The 13,935-nt window shown below is 71.9% G+C and carries 13 protein-coding genes; 3 read left to right on the plus strand and 10 right to left on the minus strand.

Annotation, left to right across the window (positions count from 1 at the left end):
* Window positions 1-30 precede the first annotated feature (30 nt).
* Entirely contained in the window at window positions 31-1,614 is a 1,584-nt protein-coding gene (mdlC, locus tag AB3X52_RS01680) for a benzoylformate decarboxylase (RefSeq protein WP_367990962.1), read from the minus strand.
* Window positions 1,615-1,849: 235 nt separating this feature from the next.
* Between mdlC and AB3X52_RS01685 the strand changes: the two genes are divergently transcribed.
* Complete coding sequence (locus AB3X52_RS01685; protein ID WP_367990963.1) at window positions 1,850-2,782, plus strand: LysR family transcriptional regulator; 933 nt, start codon at window positions 1,850-1,852, stop codon at window positions 2,780-2,782.
* Between the two features lie 190 nt (window positions 2,783-2,972).
* Complete coding sequence (locus AB3X52_RS01690; RefSeq protein WP_367990964.1) at window positions 2,973-3,584, plus strand: hypothetical protein; 612 nt, start codon at window positions 2,973-2,975, stop codon at window positions 3,582-3,584.
* Between the two features lie 193 nt (window positions 3,585-3,777).
* Here AB3X52_RS01690 and AB3X52_RS01695 read toward each other — a convergent pair whose 3' ends face one another.
* Window positions 3,778-5,391 carry an AMP-binding protein gene (locus AB3X52_RS01695; protein WP_437440524.1) on the minus strand — a complete coding sequence of 538 codons (1,614 nt, stop codon included), beginning with the start codon at window positions 5,389-5,391 and terminating at the stop codon, window positions 3,778-3,780.
* Window positions 5,392-5,513: 122 nt separating this feature from the next.
* On the opposite strand from AB3X52_RS01695, the gene AB3X52_RS01700 reads away from it, so the two are divergent.
* Entirely contained in the window at window positions 5,514-7,049 is a 1,536-nt protein-coding gene (locus AB3X52_RS01700) for a malate:quinone oxidoreductase (RefSeq protein ID WP_367990966.1), read from the plus strand.
* A 102-nt stretch (window positions 7,050-7,151) separates the two neighbouring features.
* On the opposite strand, the gene AB3X52_RS01705 is transcribed toward AB3X52_RS01700, so the two are convergent.
* The 8 genes from AB3X52_RS01705 to AB3X52_RS01740 all read right to left on the minus strand — a co-directional run bounded on the left by AB3X52_RS01705 (window position 7,152) and on the right by AB3X52_RS01740 (window position 13,907).
* Window positions 7,152-8,582, minus strand: coding sequence for an FAD/NAD(P)-binding protein (locus AB3X52_RS01705; RefSeq protein ID WP_367990967.1), 1,431 nt, complete (start codon window positions 8,580-8,582; stop codon window positions 7,152-7,154).
* 239 nt (window positions 8,583-8,821) lie between these two features.
* A complete protein-coding gene (locus AB3X52_RS01710; protein ID WP_367990968.1) occupies window positions 8,822-9,454 on the minus strand; it encodes a LuxR C-terminal-related transcriptional regulator in 633 nt (210 codons plus the stop codon).
* Between the two features lie 259 nt (window positions 9,455-9,713).
* Window positions 9,714-10,517: a sigma-70 family RNA polymerase sigma factor gene (locus AB3X52_RS01715; RefSeq protein WP_367990969.1), complete on the minus strand. Its 804-nt coding sequence runs from the start codon at window positions 10,515-10,517 to the stop codon at window positions 9,714-9,716.
* Between the two features lie 296 nt (window positions 10,518-10,813).
* Window positions 10,814-11,191, minus strand: coding sequence for a hypothetical protein (locus tag AB3X52_RS01720; RefSeq protein ID WP_367990970.1), 378 nt, complete (start codon window positions 11,189-11,191; stop codon window positions 10,814-10,816).
* Window positions 11,192-11,223: 32 nt separating this feature from the next.
* Window positions 11,224-11,607, minus strand: a complete 384-nt coding sequence (locus AB3X52_RS01725; RefSeq protein ID WP_367990971.1) for a thioesterase family protein — start codon at window positions 11,605-11,607, stop codon at window positions 11,224-11,226.
* Window positions 11,608-11,656: 49 nt separating this feature from the next.
* Window positions 11,657-12,151, minus strand: coding sequence for a class III extradiol ring-cleavage dioxygenase family protein (locus tag AB3X52_RS01730; RefSeq protein ID WP_367990972.1), 495 nt, complete (start codon window positions 12,149-12,151; stop codon window positions 11,657-11,659).
* Window positions 12,148-13,011, minus strand: coding sequence for a dihydropteroate synthase (gene folP / locus AB3X52_RS01735; protein ID WP_367990973.1), 864 nt, complete (start codon window positions 13,009-13,011; stop codon window positions 12,148-12,150). The genes AB3X52_RS01730 and folP overlap by 4 nt, the downstream gene beginning before the upstream one ends.
* Window positions 13,008-13,907, minus strand: a complete 900-nt coding sequence (locus AB3X52_RS01740; protein WP_367990974.1) for a glucosyl-3-phosphoglycerate synthase — start codon at window positions 13,905-13,907, stop codon at window positions 13,008-13,010. The genes folP and AB3X52_RS01740 overlap by 4 nt, the downstream gene beginning before the upstream one ends.
* Between the last annotated feature and the right edge of the window lie 28 nt (window positions 13,908-13,935).

Raw genomic sequence — 13,935 nt, forward strand, 5'->3', positions numbered from 1 at the left:
GTCGCGGCGCCTTCGCCGCGGGCCGCCGGGTCAGGCGTTGGGCGCCGTGGGGACGGTGTCGACCTGGAGCAGCCGGGGGCCGTCGTGGTCCTCGGCCAGCGCGGCCCGCAGCTCGTCGACGCCGCCGACCTGGCGCGCCGCAACGCCGTACCCCTCGGCGATGCGGGTGAAGTCGAGGCCCGGGATGTCGAGGCCCGGTGCGTCCGGGACGCCGAGCACGCCCGAGAACCAACGCAGAGCGCCGTACGTGCCGTTGCGCAGCAGGACGATCGTCACGGGGACCCGCTCCTGGGCCGCGGTCCACAGCGCGGTGATGCCGTAGTTGGCCGAGCCGTCACCGATGACGCCGACCACCGGTCGATCCGGCCGGCCGAGCGCCACACCGACCGAGGCGGGCAGCCCGAAGCCGAGGCCGCCGCCCGCCGGGAAGTAGTACGAGCCCTGCCGACGCAGGTCCATCTGCCGCCACCAGGAGCTGTTGGTGGAGGTGGACTCGACGACGTACGACGTGTCTTCGGGCTGGACGTCGCGCAGCGCCGCGAAGACCTGCTCCGGGTGGAGCCGGCCGTGCTCGCCGGAGCGCGCCTCCGGCGGGGTGGTGTACGACGTCGGGCGGGCCGCCGGCGCGTCGACGACCTTCAGCAGCAGGTCGATGACCGCGCCCGGGTCGGCGACGACCGCCTCGCCCATCGGCGCCCGCGCGGCCGCGGAGGCGTCCTCGGTGACCTGCAGCAGGCGGGTGCCCTCGGGCAGGTAGGAGCCGGGGACGTACTCGTGGTAGCGGAAGACCGGCGCGCCCAGCACGAGCACCAGGTCGTGGCCCTCGAACGCGGCCGAGATCGGCGCGATGCCGGCCGGCAGGACACCGCGGAAGAGCGGGTGGCGGTTCGGGAACGGCAGCCGGAAGAGCGACGGGGCGGCCCAGACCGGGGCGTCGAGCGCCTCGGCCAGCCGGACGGCGTCGTCGAAGCGGCCGATGCTGTCGATGTCGCCGCCGAGGACGAGCGCCGGGTTGCGGGCGGCGCCCACCTGCTCGGCGAGCCAGCGGGCCTGGTCCTCGTCCGGGACGCCGGCGCGCCGGACCCCGCGGCCCAGCACCGCAGCCGCGTTGTCGCCTGCCTCGGCCGCCCAGTCGTCGTACGGCACGGAGAGGTAGGTCGGCTTGCGCTGCAGGTCGGCCTCGAAGATCGCCTGGGCGAGCGCCCGGGGGACGTCCTCGGCGCACGCCGGCTCACCGGCCCAGCCGACGAGCGGCCGGAGCAGTGCGGACGGGTCCGGGATCGCGAGGTTGGCCTCGACGCCGATCGCCGGGCGCACCTGCTGGCCCGCGACCACCACGAGCGGGGTCCGCGACGACACCGCGTTGGTGAGCGCCCCCATCCCGTTGCCGGTCCCGGAGGCGGCGTGCAGGTTGACCAGCACCGGGCGACCGGTGGCCTGGGCATAACCGTCGGCCATGCCGACGACGGCGCCCTCGTGCAGGCCGAGGACGTAGCGGAAGCTCTCGGGGAGCTCGGCGAGGAACGGCAGCTCGTTGGAGCCGGGGTTGCCGAAGATGGTGGTGAGGCCCTGGCGCTCCAGGAGCTCGTGGGCGAGGCGGCGGACGGTGGGCACGGGCCCTTCCTCTCAACGTGGTCTGCATGGCGTCCCGACGTGGCGCGGCACGACGTGGCGCGTCACGGACGGGGCGGGCGGCGCGGGCGTCGCACCGCAGCGTCTCGGCCGGCCGAGCCCGGCCTCGGCGCGGAGGTCTCGTCACCCGGTGTCCCGGCGTGACCGCGATCACGCTAGGTCCTGGGCCGAACCGAAATCCAATAGATGTTGGCCGTCTGCGACATAGAGTCGATCTATGGCGGACTTCGACCTCAACCTGGCGCGGGTCTTCGTGCTGCTCTACGAGACGGGGAGCGTCACGGTGACCGCCGAGACCCTGCACGTCACCCAGCCGACGGTGAGCTACAGCCTCGGGAAGCTGCGCCGCCACTTCGGGGACGAGCTCTTCCGGCGGACGGGCCGGGGGCTGGCCCCCACGTCGGTCGCGCAGCGGATCTACGAGCCGCTGCACCGGGCGGTCGCCGAGATCGACGGAGCCCTGCGGCAGTCGGAGGAGTTCGACCCGACGATCGACGCGGCGCGCTTCACGCTCGCCCTCTCGGACCTCGGCGAGGTGACGCTGCTGCCGCGGCTCGTCGCGGCCGCGCGGGCGCGGGCCCCGCGGGTCTCGTTCACGGTCGCCGCGCTCGACGTCGACGACGCGGAGCGCCAGCTGGGCCGCGGCGAGATCGACGCCTTCGTCGCCACGCCGGTGCTCACGTCACACCGGACGGTGCGCATCCCGCTCTTCCGGGAGCGGTACGTCGGCATGGTCGCCGCCGACCATCCCCGCATCCACGGCGATGCCGTCGGCTTCGACGAGCTCGCCGCCGAGCACCACGCCACCGTCTTCGGGCCCAGCGGTCACATCGGGCCGCGCACGAGCCTGGCCACGCACGGACTGCTGGACCGGGTCGCCCTGGAGGTGACCCGGTTCTCCCTGCTGCCCTATCTCCTCGAGGCGACCGACCTGGTCGCGATCGTGCCGGAGTACGTCGGCGAGACCTTCACCTCCTCGCACGCGGTCCGCCTGCTCCGGCTACCGTTCGAGATCGAGCCGATCGAGGTCGCCGCCTATGCGCGCCACGAGACGTCCCGCAGCCCCGCCCAGCGCTGGCTCGTCTCCTTCCTCGCCGAGGTCCTCGGCGAGCAGGTCAGCGCCGCCCAGCTCCCGCCGCTCGAGCGCTGAGGCCGGCCCGTACCGGTCAGGACGGGCGAGGTCCCGGGTCTGACTGACGGGTCAGTCACCGGCCGGCGGCCTCGGCCGCGGCACCACCGCGCGAGAACGCCCTCAGCTCTCACCCTCGCGCGGAGCACGTGCGGCCGGTGCCTGTGGAGAGAGGTGAGCGCGATCCGCGCGGACGGGGCACGCTCGACGCATGGACCTGAGCAAGCTCGCGAACCCCGATCACCCTTCCGACTTCGCCGAGCCCACCTCGGTCGACCACGCGGCCATGTACGCCGATGCGGTCGTCACGCTGTTGGCCGACGGAGGCTTCGAGCAGGTCGCCATGGGTCCCGTCGCTCGCTGGCTGGAGCAGGTGCCGTCGGCCGTGAAACAGCGAGCCGGCGGGCGCGAGGGGTTCCTCCGGATGGTCGTCGGGCGGTTCGCGCGGCGGTGGCTGCGGTGGGCGACGTTCGTGCCCTACCGCGCCGCGGTGCCGCTCCGCCTCCCCGCGGAGGACGACGAGGTCCACGGCGTCCGGGTGTGGGCCGTGCTCCGCGAGATCGCGTACGGCGAAGCACGCGCGGGGCGGCCGGGACTCGCGGAGCTCGTCAGGGAGGCTGAGCAGCGCGAGCGCGACTCCATGGGTCGCGCGTTCTCGCAAGCCGGCCGCCCCCTGACCGAGATCGAGCTTGGCGCCGTGTCTTGCCTCGTCGCCGGCCTGCGCGCCGCGCTCGTCCGGCCGGTCGACCCGCTGCCGTTGCACCTCGCCGACGAGATCGTTGCGATGGTGGTGGGTTGGCTGCACCTGCCGCCGTCTGACTGACGCGTCAGTCAGACGGCGGCAGGTCCGAACGGAAACGGCGTCCGTCCCGGCAATCCACCGCCAGCAACCGACCGCCAGCAACCGACCGCCAGCAACCACCGGCAGCGACCACCGTCGGCGTGCCGCCCTTCACGGCCTGCGGCCCAGCGCAGTGACTGGCGCGTCAGTCAGCCCCGCGGCATCCCGGCCGGAGCTAGAGCCCGAGGACCTCTGCGGAGCGCTCTCGCATCTCCGCCTTGCGGATCTTGCCCGTGACGGTCATCGGGAAGTCCTCGACGACCAGGACGTAGCGCGGGATCTTGTAGTGCGCGAGCTTGCCGGTGGCGAAGGCACGCACCTTCTCGGCGTCGAGTGGCTCGGCGCCGGCGCGCATCCGCACCCAGGCACACAGCTCCTCGCCGTACTTCTCGTCGGGGACCCCGACGACCTGGACGTCCTCGATGTCGGGATGGGAGTACATGAACTCTTCGACTTCCCGTGGATAGATGTTTTCACCACCCCGAATGACGATGTCCTTGATGCGGCCCACGATGACGCAGTAGCCGTCCTCACGCATCGTCGCGAGGTCGCCGGTGTGCATCCAGCCCTCGTCGTCGATCGCCTCGGCGGTCTTCTCCGGGTCGTCCCAATAGCCGAGCATGACCGAGTAGCCCCGGGTGCAGAACTCCCCCGGCTCGCCTCGCGGGACGGTCTCACCGGTCACCGGGTCGACGATCTTGATCTCGACGTGGGGCGCGGCGCGCCCGATCGTCGCCGTACGACGGTCGAGGTCGTCGTCGGCGCGGGTCTGGCAGGAGACCGGCGACGTCTCCGTCATGCCGTAGGCGATCGAGGCACCGGCCATGTTCATCTCGTTGATGCAGCGCTTCATCACCTCGACCGGGCAGATCGACCCGGCCATGATCCCCGACCGCAGCGAGGCGAGGTCAAAGGAGGCGAAGTCCGGATGGCTCTGCATCGCGATGAACATCGTGGGGACGCCGTACACCACCGTGCAGCGCTCGTCCTGGACCGCCCGGAGCGTCGTGGCCGGGTCGAAGGCCTGGCCCGGGATGACCATCGTCGCGCCGTGGGTCACGCAGCCGAGGTTGGCCATCACCATGCCGAAGCAGTGGTAGAACGGCACCGGGATGCAGAGCCGGTCCTCGGCGGTCAGCCCGATCGTCTCGGTGACGAAGAAGCCGTTGTTGAGGATGTTGCGATGGCTGAGCGTCGCGCCCTTGGGGTATCCGGTCGTGCCGGAGGTGTACTGGATGTTGATGGGGTCGTAGGGATCGAGCCCCGCCATCCGCTCGCGTACGGCGGAGAGCGGCACCTCCTCCCCCTCGGCGAGCAGCCGGTTCCAGTCCGGACCGTCGATGTAGACGACGCGCTCGAGCGTGGGGCACTGCGGCCGGACCTGCTCGACCATCGCCGCGTAGTCGCTGGTCTTGAAGCGGGTCGCCGCGAGCAGGAACCGCATGCCCGACTGGTTGACGGCATAGGCCAGCTCGTGGGTGCGGTAGGCGGGGTTGACGTTGACCAGGATCGCCCCGATCTTCGCGGTGGCGAGCTGCGCGATGGTCCACTCCGCGCAGTTCGGCGCCCAGATCCCGACCCGGTCGCCCTGGTCGACCCCCATCGCCAACAGGCCCCGGGCCACCGCGTCGACGTCCCCGTCGAGCTCGCTCCAGGTCCACCGCTTGCCGGTCGCCACCTCGACCATGGCCTCGCGATCACGATGGGCCGCGACGATCCGCTCGAACGCGGCGCCGATGGTCTCCTCGAGCAGCGGCAGGGTGGTGTCTCCGGCGGCGTACGACTCCATGCGCATTCTCTACCAGAAGTGTGCCCCAGATCACAGAGTCGCCCCACCATACCGCGGGAACCGGGGATGTGGGATCGTGATCTTCCACACAAACCTGCCCGCCGGGCAGGCTCCGATTTCCCTTGCGGACGCAAAAGCGAGACAAAGGAACCGTGGACGAACCTCGCGACGTAGTGCTGATCGGTGGCGGCATCATGAGCGCCACGCTGGGCGTTCTGCTCCAAGAGATGGAGCCGACCTGGACCATCCGCGTGCTCGAGCGCCTCGACAAGCTCGCCGAGGAGTCCTCCGGACCGTGGAACAACGCCGGCACCGGCCACTCCGCGCTCTGCGAGCTCAACTACACGGCCGAGCGTCCGGACGGGACCGTCGACATCGCCAAGGCGGTGACGGTCAACGAGCAGTTCCAGATCTCGCGACAGCTCTGGACCTTCCTCGTCGAGAACGGCCGCATCCCCGACCCGACGGCATTCATCCACACCACGCCCCACATGAGCTTCGTCTGGGGCGCCGACAACGTCGACTACCTGCGCCGCCGCTGGGAGGCGCTCAAGGACCATCCCCTCTTCGCCGGCATGGAGTTCAGCGACGACCCGGAGGTCATCCGGGGCTGGGCGCCGCTGCTGCTCGAGGGCCGCACCGGCACGGAGCCGATCGCCGCGACGTACTCCGCCCAGGGCACCGACGTGAACTTCGGCGCCCTGACCCAGATCCTGACCGACGCCCTCGTCGAGAAGGGCGCGCAGCTCGAGCTCGGCACCGAGGTCAAGGACGTCCACAAGACGATGGACGGGAGCTGGCACGTCACCGGCCGGCGCGTGACCGGCGAGCGGTTCCACTACACCGCCGACTTCGTCTTCGTCGGCGCCGGCGGCTACGCCCTGCCACTGCTGCAGAAGGCCGGCATCAAGGAGATCAAGGGCTTCGGCGGCTTCCCGGTCTCGGGCGAGTTCCTGCGCACCTCCAGCCCGGCCCTGGTGCAGCAGCACCAGGCCAAGGTCTACGGCAAGGCCGCGGTCGGCGCCCCACCGATGTCGGTGCCCCACCTCGACACCCGTGTCGTCGGCGACAAGACCTACCTCATGTTCGGTCCGTACGCCGGCTGGAGCCCGAAGTTCCTCAAGAAGGGCTCGCTCCTCGACCTCTTCCGCTCGATCAAGGCCCACAACCTGGTCCCGATGCTGAAGACCGCGATCCACAACGTGCCGCTGACGGTCTACCTCATCCAGCAGTTGCTCGCGAGCGCCTCGAAGAAGTTCAAGGACCTCCTCGACTTCTACCCGGGCGCGAAGAGCGCCGACTGGGAGAAGATCACCGCCGGGCAGCGCGTCCAGGTGATCCGACCCGACGGCACGCTCCAGTTCGGCACCGAGGTCATCGCGGCTGCCGACGGCTCGATCGCCGGCCTCCTCGGCGCTTCGCCGGGCGCGTCGACCGCGGCGCCGATCATGATCGACCTGATGAAGAGGTGCTTCCCCGACCGCTGGGAGGCCTGGCGGCCGCAGTTGACGGCCATGGTCCCGAGCGCGGGCTCACCGCTCTCCGACGACCCCCAGCTCGCGCTCGCCACGATGACCCGCACGGCCAAGGCGCTCCAGATCGTCGCGCCGCCGACCACCGAGCTCACCTCGACCAACGGCGGCGCCCACCGCGCCTGAGTCGCCGTCCGTCGTACGACGAGGGCACGGTCGCCAACACTGGCGACCGTGCCCTCGTCGTCTCCGGCAGCCGAGCGCGCGGGCCGACGTCGCGCGCCGCGATCAGGAGTGCGGGGCACCGACGAGCCCGGCCACCTCGGCGGCCTGGACCCGGATCTCCGGGATCGCGGTGGTCTCGAAGAGCACGCCCTTGCGCGGCGGGCCGACGGTGAAGAGGCCGGGGACCCGGCCGTCGCGGCCGAGGACCTCGCCCGCCGGCGTACACGAGAGCCCGAGACGGAGCGGGTCCGGGGCGACGAGACCGCGGCGCAGCAGCGCGGCCAGGAGAGGGTTGTCGGCGCGCTCGACGTCGATGAGAGGGCCCGTGCAGTTGACCACCGCATCGGCGCCGACGACACGTCCACCGACCTCGACCTGCACCGCCGCCCCGTCCGCACCGTCCACGCCGGCCGCCCCGCCGCACGCGACCGCGCTCAGCCCACCGGCGAGGATCTCGAGCCGCCCCGCCGCGCGGTAGCCGTCGAGCAGCGCCGCCACCCCGGGCGCCATCCGGTGGCGCCGCACCTCCCAACGACGGGCGTAACGGGCGAGGAACCGACGACGCTCGGCGAGGTCCAGCCGCCCCCAGATCGACTGCGTGGGACCGCGCAGCCCGTCGACGACGACCCGCCAGTCCACGTCCCGTGCCGCCGCGGCACGCAGCTGCTCGGCGACGAGCGCGGCGATCCCGTCGGCGGTCAGCGGCCCGGGTGGCACGGGCGTCACCCAGCCGGTCGACATGGCGGGCGAGCACGGCGCGGCGTGCGCCTCGGGCACCAGACCGTGGCGGCTCACCATCACCGCCCGCCGACCGGGCGCGTCCTCGAGCACGCTGATCGCCGTGTCCACCGCGGTCAGGCCGGTCCCGACGATGACCACGGTCGCGTCGGGTGGGAGCGCGGTGATCCACGACAGGTCCCAGGGGTTCGCGACGTGCCACGGCGCCTGAGGCAGAGGCTCGCCACCGACGCTCAGCCACGAGGGGGCGGCGTTGCCGTAGGCGAGCACAACGGCGTCGTACGCCTCCTGCGTGCCGCGGGCGGTGCGGACCACGAAGGCGCCGTCGAGAGGCTCGAGATCGACCACCTGCTCGCCGACGGTGGCGAGGCGGCCCGGGTGCCGGCGGCTGATCGCCCGGAGGCGGTCCCGGAGGTAGACGGCGTAGTCGGCGCGCGGGAGGAAGTCAGCCGGGTCGACGTCGCGACCGCTCGCGCGCGCCCACTCGACCAGATCCGCGGGAGCGTCCGGGAACGCCGACATGTTGCGGGCGGGCACGTTGAGGAGGTGCCGACGGTCGGTGGTGGCGTACGCGACGCCGTACCCGATCCGACCGGAGGCCTCGAAGACGGTGACGCCCACGTGGCCCGGCGCGGCGCGCAACACGTTGAGGGCGGTGAGCGTCCCGCTGGCGCCACCGCCGATCACGGCGACGCGTCGGGACCGGTCGACACCGAGGTCGGCGGCCGGGGGCGAAGTGCGTGGAAGGGTGGTCACGCACATAAGTCTAGTGATTCGATTTTATTTAGCGAGTCTGGCTGGTCCGGCGCGCCGTGCCGCTCCACGCAGACCGCCGCCCGCACCGCGAGGTGTCGGACGGCGGCTGCGACCAGGATGCGGTGTGTCCCGACCTGTGGCACAGGTCACCCGAACTGGACGCAGATGCGTAGTACCCGGAGCCGGACGTTCCTCATTCGCCCGGGGTACGACCAGTTCTGCCGACCCGGGCCGCGGACTCAGGAGCCGACGAGCCAGCTTCCCGCCGCGTCCGTGCTGTCGGGGGGCGCGAATCCGTGCTGCATCCCCCAGGCGACCGCCTGCGGCCGCGAGACGGCACCGATCTTCTTGTAGGTGCTGCGGATGTGGCTCTTGAGCGTGTTGACGGTGAGGAAGAGCCGGTCGGCGATCTCCTGGTTGGACAGGCCCTGGGTGATCAGGGCCAGGATCTCCACCTCGCGCGGCGAGAGCCCGACGTCCTGACCGAGACGCTCCTCCTGGTCCGGCAGCGACTCGCCGGCCGCGGTCAGCTCGACCGCCTCCACGAGGTCGACGGCGTGACACGACATCGAGACCCAGGCGTGCACGCCCATGGCGAGCGCACGGGCACGCAGGTCGGGCCGCATGTCGCGACTGTAGAAGAGGACCTTGGCCTCGGTGTTGCGGATGAGGTGCTCGAGATCGCCGCCGTCGTCGTTGTGGAGCCCGATGCTGTCGTAGAGCACGACGTCGACGCCCGCAGCCTTGCTGCGGACGCTGGGGATCACCGTGACGATCACGCGGTCGGGGTAGTCGGACAGCATGGCAGTCAGCCCGCGGGCGACGACTTCCTGGCGCGTGACGATCGCGAGACGGATCGGCTGGTCAGCCATGGCGTGCATCCATGGGGGAGACAATGCCAGAGGCGGAGCCGGTCTCCCACACCGGCGGAACGCATGGTTCCGGCAACGGGACCAAGGTCCCGGGACCCTCGGGCCGAACGACCCGTGAAGGCCGGTGAACAGAGGGCGAAGGACCCATGGACGAGCAGTGGACGGTTCATGAACGGCCCCTCGAAGACGAAGGTCCGGCCCCTCGCCATCGAGGGGCCGGACCTTCCACCACCCGGACCGAGCCGCTGCCTTCGGGGGGTCAGGCAGCCACTACGTCCGCCTCCGCCAGCGCCGTGCGGAGCTTGTTGAGGACCTGCTTGAGGATCCTGGAGACCTGCATCTGGGTCACACCGATGTGCTCGCCGATCTCGGCCTGCGTGAGGTCGTCGACGAACCGCATCTGCACGACCGTCTGCTCGCGATCGGTCAGGCGCGCCAGCGCAGATCCCAGCACAGCGCGGGTCTCGGCGCGGGCGAGGTCCTCGTCGAGCGTGGGGAGCAGCTCCCCGAGGGTGGCGGACTCGGTGTCACCCGCCCGCGCCGGGGCGTCGAGGGAGGCCGGCGTGAAGCAGCCCTTCGCGGCGAGCGCCTCGTTGACGTCGGCGACGCCGACGCCGAGCTCGTCGGCGATCTCGGCGGCGTCGGCCTCACCGTCGCGGGACTCGCGCACCCGGACGACGTCGGCCTGCAGCTCCTGCACGCGTCGCGGCGGTCGGACGACCCAACCGTGGTCGCGGAAGTGACGCTTGATCTCGCCCCTGATGGTCGGGACGGCGTAGACAAGGAAGTCCTCGCCCTTGTCGCCGTCGAACTTCTGGGCCGCGCGCACGAGGGCGAGGTAGGCGACGGACTCGAGATCTTCGAGAGCGACGCCGCGGTTCGCGTAGCGCTTGGCGATGGTGCGTGCCACTGAGGTGTTGACGAGGATGATCTCCTCGACGAGGCGGTCACGCTCAATGCCCGTTGCCTGGGCAGCCTCGGCGAAGAGTCGCGTGGTCTCCTGCCGGCGGATGTCACGCGGCAGATCCTGACGGAAGGTGTCCTGGAAAGTCGCGGTGCTCATGACCACGAACCTGCCCGCTCCACCGGCTGTTGGGAACGACTGGGGGCAGATATGGCCCCGAGGGGTGAGGCGTTCGCCCCCACCTTTCACCCCTAGGGGTGAAATCGACGGGGGCCGGTCTAGACGAGGAGGGCGTGTTTGCCCGAACCGCAGACACCGACCGTTCCCAGGCTCCATCATCGGACTCCGACCCCGTGGGTGACCCGAGACGCCTGCGGGGTCGCTCCATGTCCGGAGCCGGTCGTCGGGGTCGCCACAGGCTCAACCGGACTCGGGCTCCGGACTCGGGGCAGGGCTCAGGGCTCGCGGGGAACGGGCAGTCGCGGCACGCCGCCCAGGCGCTTGTGGAAGCGGACGTGGTCGGCGTACGACTCCAGGACCTGCCACAGCGTTGCGTGCGCGCGCCACGGCAGCGGGTCGTCGCCGCGGCGCCACGAGCCACCGAAGCCGATCCAGACCGGCACCCACTCGGCCGCGAGGTCCCACTCGCCGCGGTGGGACACCAGGAGGCGGCGGCGCACCTGGAACGCCATCCGCGCGCCGTCGACGCACGCCGGGGCGGTCCGGACGGGCCAGAGCCGGAGATCCAGCGCCATCAGCTCGAGCTCCAGCTCCCCCAGGACGCACGGATCCACCAGGACGGTGGCGACGTTCTCGTGCGGTCGGCGCGGCATGCTCGGCACGCTACCTCCGGCTACCGACGGTGTCAGGAGCCCTCGGCGAGGCGTGCGAGGAACCGGCCGCGATCCACCATGGCCCGGGTGATCGTGCCGTCACCGAGGACGCGCCCGGTGACGGGGTCGCTGGCGGCGACCTCGAACGTGAGCAGCGTGCCGTCGATGCCGACCAGCGTCGCCGTCGCGACGACGGCGGCGCCGACCGGCGATGGGGCCCGGTGGCGGACGTCCACTCGCGTGCCGACCGTCGTCCGCTCCGGCTCCAGGCCGCCGACCGCGGCGCAGGTGGCGGCCTCCAGCCAGGCGAGGAGTCTGGGCGTCGCGAGCACCTCGAGATCGCCGGACCCCAGCGCTCTCGCCGTGTCGCCGTCGGTCACCTCGAACTCGATGCCGGCACTCGCTCCCGTGCGCACCCGCCCAGCCTGGCACGGACGACGCCCTCCTGACGAGCGCGGCCGACGCTCAGGAAGCCCAGCGCAGGACCCAGTACTGCACGCCGTAGGGGTCGTCGTCGTAGTCGACCGACTCCAGGTGGGCGGCGTCGAGCAGGTCGGCGAGCGGGGCCAGTGTCGCGACGTCGGCCCACAGCGCGTGGGAGAGATCCGTGTCGACCGCCCGCAGCGCCGCCGGGTCGGGCGCGATGAGCGACTTGGCGAGCGCGCGGTCGAAGTCGAAGGCCCGCTCGTCGAGGTAGCCCGGCGCGCGCTCGCTCCGCGTGGCCGCGCCGTTGGCGACGACCAGATAGGACGAGCCGCCGTCACCAGCGACCCCCGTCCGGGTGGCCAGGAGCGCCTCCGCCACGCGCCGGCCCTGGTCGGCGGCGACGATCCGGACGTCCTCGCCCAGCCAGGCGACCGCCGTCGCGCAGGCCGCCCGCAGCTCGGGCACCGGATCGAGGAGCGAGGCGTACGCCGGCAGCAGGGCCAGGCATCCGGGCACGAGCGCGATCCGGGTCACTGCAACCCCCGGATCGCCCGGGCGGGACGCCGACGTCCCGCGATCGACCACACCATGTCGACACTCTGCCGGGTCTCGGGAACCTGGTGGACCCGGTAGATCCGGGCACCGGCCAGCGCGCACACGGAGGTGGCTGCCAGGGTCCCGAGCAGGCGCTCGCCGACCGGGAGATCGAGGGTCTCGCCGACGAAGTCCTTGTTGGAGAGCGACACCAGCACCGGCCAGCCGGTGGCGACCATCTCGCCGAGCCGGCGGGTGATCTCGAGGGAGTGGAAGGTGTTCTTGCCGAAGTCGTGGGCCGGGTCGATCACGATCGACTCCGAGGCGACGCCGGCGTCGAGGGCCCGCTGGGCATAGGCCACGGTGTCCTCGATGGCCGAGCGTACGACGTCGTCGTACTCCACGCGGTAGGGCCGCGTGCGCGGCGTGACGCCGCCCGTGTGGGTGCAGATGATCGCGGCGTCGTGAGCGGCCGCGACATCGACCAGCTCGGGGTCCGCGCCGCCCCAGGCGTCGTTGAGCACGTCCGCGCCGGCGCGGCAGACGGCGTCGCCGACCTCGGCGCGCCAGGTGTCGACCGAGATCACCACGTCCGGGAACGCCTCCCTGACCCGCGCCACGAAGTCGACGACCCGCGCCTTCTCCTCCGCCGGGGGGATCTCGACGCCCGGCGCGGCCTTGATGCCGCCGATGTCGACGATCTCCGCCCCCTGCTCGACGACGGTGCCGACGCGCTCGAAGGCGGCGTCCTCGGCCCACGTCGCGCCCTTGTCGAAGAAGGAGTCCGGCGTGCGGTTGACGATCGCCATCATCAACGGCTGGTCGTCGGCGAACGTGTGGCGGCGCAGGCGCAGCGTCATGCCACCTCCTGGGCCGGAGGGCGCTCGACCACCGTCACCGGCCGCGCCGCCCGGCGGATGCCGTCACCGGAGGGCAGGTGCTGTTCGAGGATGAGCACGTCGGACTGCGGGCGACCGCAGCGACGCGCGGCCGCGGCCATGATCTGGGTCGCCATCGCGCCGAGGTCGAACAGGTCCTGGTGCCGGTGACCGCGCCGGCCGAGGTCGACCTGCGCGATCGCCTCCATCCCGTGGGCGGCCACCGTGTCGACCAGCGCGGCCAGCTCGACGGCGTACCCGGTGGGGACACAGAGCGACTCGAACAGGCTCCGGCGTACGGCCCACTCCCCGGCGAGCGGCTGCACGAGCCCGCCGAGCTCGGCGTGGAGCAGCGCGATGAGAGGGCGCGCCACCAGCTCGGTGACGCGCCCGCCGTCGAGCCCGTGCTCGCCGGGCCGCTGGTAGAACCCCTTGACGAGCGAGACCTCGGGACGGCTCAGCAGCGGGCCCAGCAGGCCCGGGACGAAGTGGGTGTCCCACTCGACGAGGTCGGCGTCCATGAAGACGATCAGGTCCCCGGTGGTCACGAAGAGCGACTTCCACATCGCCTCACCCTTGCCCGGGTAGGTGCCGAGCTCGGGCCGGATCGCCGCCGACGCATGGACCGCGGCACCGGCGGCGGCCGCGACCTGCGCGGTCGCGTCCGTCGAGTCGGAGTCGATGACGACCAGCTCGTCGACGAGGGAGGCCGTCTCCATGAGGGTGGCGCGGAGTCTGGTGACCAGGCCTCCGACGGTCGGCGCCTCGTTCTTGGCAGGCACGACGAGGCTCACCCGCTGGCTCCCCTTGAGGGCGAGGAGCCCGTCCACCGACCATTCCGACACATGGTGGGTGTTGCGTTCGAACCATGTGCTCACGACCTGACCTTACCGAGCGGACCGCGGA

This window comes from Nocardioides eburneus (assembly GCF_040838215.1).
Taxonomy (GTDB): domain Bacteria; phylum Actinomycetota; class Actinomycetes; order Propionibacteriales; family Nocardioidaceae; genus Nocardioides; species Nocardioides eburneus.

Excerpts from the sequence above, each read along its gene's own strand:
- AB3X52_RS01715 (WP_367990969.1), bottom strand. The coding sequence starts at position 10,517 with ATGAGCACCGCGACTTTCCAGGACACCTTCCGTCAGGATCTGCCGCGT.
- AB3X52_RS01695 (WP_437440524.1), bottom strand. The coding sequence starts at position 5,391 with ATGGAGTCGTACGCCGCCGGAGACACCACCCTGCCGCTGCTCGAGGAG.
- folP (WP_367990973.1), bottom strand. The coding sequence starts at position 13,011 with ATGACGCTGCGCCTGCGCCGCCACACGTTCGCCGACGACCAGCCGTTG.
- AB3X52_RS01685 (WP_367990963.1), top strand. The coding sequence starts at position 1,850 with ATGGCGGACTTCGACCTCAACCTGGCGCGGGTCTTCGTGCTGCTCTAC.
- AB3X52_RS01720 (WP_367990970.1), bottom strand. The coding sequence starts at position 11,191 with ATGCCGCGCCGACCGCACGAGAACGTCGCCACCGTCCTGGTGGATCCG.
- AB3X52_RS01690 (WP_367990964.1), top strand. The coding sequence starts at position 2,973 with ATGGACCTGAGCAAGCTCGCGAACCCCGATCACCCTTCCGACTTCGCC.
- AB3X52_RS01710 (WP_367990968.1), bottom strand. The coding sequence starts at position 9,454 with ATGGCTGACCAGCCGATCCGTCTCGCGATCGTCACGCGCCAGGAAGTC.